This window comes from Spirosoma sp. 48-14 (genome assembly GCF_001898575.1).
Taxonomy (GTDB): domain Bacteria; phylum Bacteroidota; class Bacteroidia; order Cytophagales; family Spirosomataceae; genus Spirosoma.
In genome coordinates, this window is sequence record NZ_MKUD01000007.1 from 1 (window position 1) to 3,332 (window position 3,332).

Annotated in this window: 1 protein-coding gene; it reads left to right on the plus strand. The window is 51.6% G+C overall.

The genetic code is table 11. The features are described 5' to 3' along the window. Positions 1 to 448 precede the first annotated feature (448 nt). Positions 449 to 3,332, plus strand: a 2,884-nt coding sequence (locus BGO59_RS06680) for an SdrD B-like domain-containing protein (RefSeq protein WP_293682485.1), incomplete at its 3' end; no start/stop codon positions are given.

Below are 3,332 nucleotides of genomic sequence, written 5' to 3' on the forward strand. Positions count from 1 at the left end.
ATCGGATGATGGCTCGACTTTATACTTGACGAATTTGTATGATAAAAAATTATATGCTGTTGATATTGCAACAAAGTCATTGAAAGGAAGCTGGACTATACCGCAAACTTGTAGTAACAGCAACGATGTGATGAATTTTGGCCTAAAATATTATCAAGGTAATGTTTACATAGGTCAAGTATGTACTGCGCAAACAACTCAAAATGCGACAGATTTAAAGGCCACAGTTTACAAATTTGATGGAAATGGGTTTACTTCTGTTTTGTCATTTCCTTTGAATTATCCAAGAGGTTTTTCTCATCAATGGTGTGGTCCAATTCCCTGGAAGCCTTGGCTATCTAATTGGCCTAGTAGTTTTGGTAGCTGTGCTACTACAGAGATTGCTTACCCTCAACCTATGCTATCAGACATTGAGTTTAATCCCTCAAATGGATATATGATACTAGGTATGAGAGACCGAATGGGCGATTTAGGGGGGCTTGCTCAGTATGGCCCTTCTGGGACTACATTGTACCAAGTTTATGCTGCCGGAGATATTTTGATGGCGTCTCCCGCTACCAGCGGTACTTTTACTCTTGAAAATAACGGTACTGTAGGAGGTTTATCAGGCTCTGGTGGAGGGAACAATCAAGGTCCGGGCGGAGGAGAGTTTTTTAGCGATAATATGATCTATGCAACAGGGTCAGAAATCCATCAGGAAGTTACAACAGGTGGATTAGCTCTATTGCCTGGCTCAAATAATGTCGTTACTACCGTTTACGATCCTCTAAACAATACGGATAGAGTAGCTACTGGAGGTATCCGTAAACTTAGTACTCAAAATGGTAGTCTTGTGGATGGCTTTTTGATTTATAATGCCCAAGATCCAGGTGTTTACGGCAAATCTAATGGTTTAGGGGACTTAGAATTATTGTGCGATCCAGCTCCCATTGAAATCGGTAACCGGGTCTGGAAAGATACCAACAACAATGGGGTTCAGGACCCCGGCGAACCAGCTTTGGCGGGTGTAACGGTCCAGCTAACCAATGCCAGTGGTGGGGTCATTGCAACAGCAACCACAGATGCCAGCGGGAATTATATCTTCTCGTCGGGAACAAATGGTAGTACCACGGCTAGCAAAGTATACAGCTTGTCGTTACTGCCTTCTACTAGCTATAGCCTCAAAATTACCTCGCTGGGTAGCAGCACGTCGGTAGCGGGTTTAACACTGACAGGCATAACCATTGCACCGGGTGAGACCGCAGGTACAAACACTGGCAGTACGATCAACAACAATGATGCGTTTGTGGCCAATGGTCTGCCAACCATCAATCTGACGACGGGCCCGATTGGAGCCAATAATCATACGTATGATTTTGGGCTTACCGCCAATCCACCAGCGTCTTTAGGGGATTATGTGTGGTTCGATGCCAACAAGAACGGTCAACAGGACCCCACCGAAACGGGTGTGGCTTCTGTAACGGCAGTGCTCTATGACGCGGTGAGCGGCACGGTGGTCTCGACCACGCTAACCGACGGGCAGGGCAAATACCTGTTTACCAATCTGAATCCGGGCAGCTACTACGTGAAGTTCACGGCCCCCAGTGGCATGACCTTCACCAGTGCCAATGTAGGCAACGATGCGACCGACAGCGATGCGGGCGTCGGTGGTCAGACGTCAGTTTACAGCCTGACAGCGGGTCAGCAGGAACTGACCGTCGATGCAGGCTTGATCCCATTACCGGCTAGTCTGGGGGATTACGTCTGGCTGGATACCAACAAGAATGGCCAGCAGGACCCCACCGAAACGGGTGTGGCTAGTGTGACGGCGGTGCTCTACGACGCAGTAAGCGGCACAGTAGTAAGCACGACCGTAACAGACAGCCAGGGTAAATACCTGTTTACGAACCTGGACCCGGGCAGCTACTACGTGAAGTTCACCGCACCTGTGGGTACGACATTCACTAGTGCGAATGTGGGTGCTGATGCGACCGACAGTGATGTAGCGAGTCTAACGGGCCAAAGTGGTACGACGGGTACGTATAGTCTGACGGCGGGTCAGCAGGAGTTGACCGTCGATGCAGGCTTGATCCCATTACCGGCTAGTCTGGGGGATTATGTGTGGTTTGATGTCAACAAAAATGGCCAGCAGGACCCTACTGAGACGGGTGTGGCTAGTGTGACGGCGGTGCTCTACAATGCCACCACCAACCAGCCCATCAGTACCACGGTAACCGATGCCAATGGCAAATACTTATTTACGAATCTGGACCCCGGTAGCTACTACGTGAAGTTCACGGCCCCCAGTGGCATGACCTTCACCAGTGCCAATGTAGGCAACGATGCGACTGACAGTGATGCGGGCGTCGGTGGTCAGACGTCGGTTTACAGCCTGACAGCAGGCCAGCAAGAGCTGACCGTCGATGCAGGCTTGATCCCATTACCGGCTAGTCTGGGGGATTACGTCTGGCTGGATACCAACAAGAATGGTCAGCAGGACCCTACCGAAACGGGCGTGGCTTCTGTGACGGCGGTGCTCTATAATGCGACCACCAACCAGCCCATCAGCACGACCCTGACCGATGCCAATGGTAAATACTTATTTACGAATCTGGACCCCGGTAGCTACTACGTGAAGTTCACGGCCCCCAGTGGCATGACCTTCACCAGTGCCAATGTGGGCAATGATGCGACCGACAGCGATGCGGGCGTCGGTGGTCAGACGTCAGTTTACAGCCTGACCGCAGGCCAGCAGGACTTGACCGTTGATGCGGGTCTGATTCCTGTACCCGTCTTCGACTTGGCGTTGAAGAAAACGCTGGCGGCAGGTCAGTCGGCCAACGTCACTCCTGGTAGCAGCGTAACCTTTACGGTGACGGTCTACAACCAGGGCAACGTGGACGCGACCAATGTTCAGGTGACGGATTACATCCCGACTGGGCTGACGCTGAACGATGGAAATTGGACAGCCAGCGGTAGTCTGGCCACGCTCAACAGTGTGATTGCCAGCTTGCCAGCGGGTCAGAGCACCACGCGCAACATCGTCTTCACGGTAGGTGCGGGCGTAACTGGTAGCCTGACCAACACGGCTGAGATCAGCAGTGCGGGCAATGCCCAGAACTTGCCCGACAAGGATTCCGATCCGGACAACAATCCGAATAACGATGGTACGCCGGTCAATGATGACACTAGTGGGGATCACAAGAACAATCCTTCTCAGGATGAGGACGACTCTGATCCGGAAGTGATCAATGTGAGTCCAGCTCCTGTCTTCGACTTGGCGCTGAAGAAAACGCTGGCGGCAGGTCAGTCGGCCAACGTCACCCCTGGCAGCAGCGTGACCTTCACGGTGA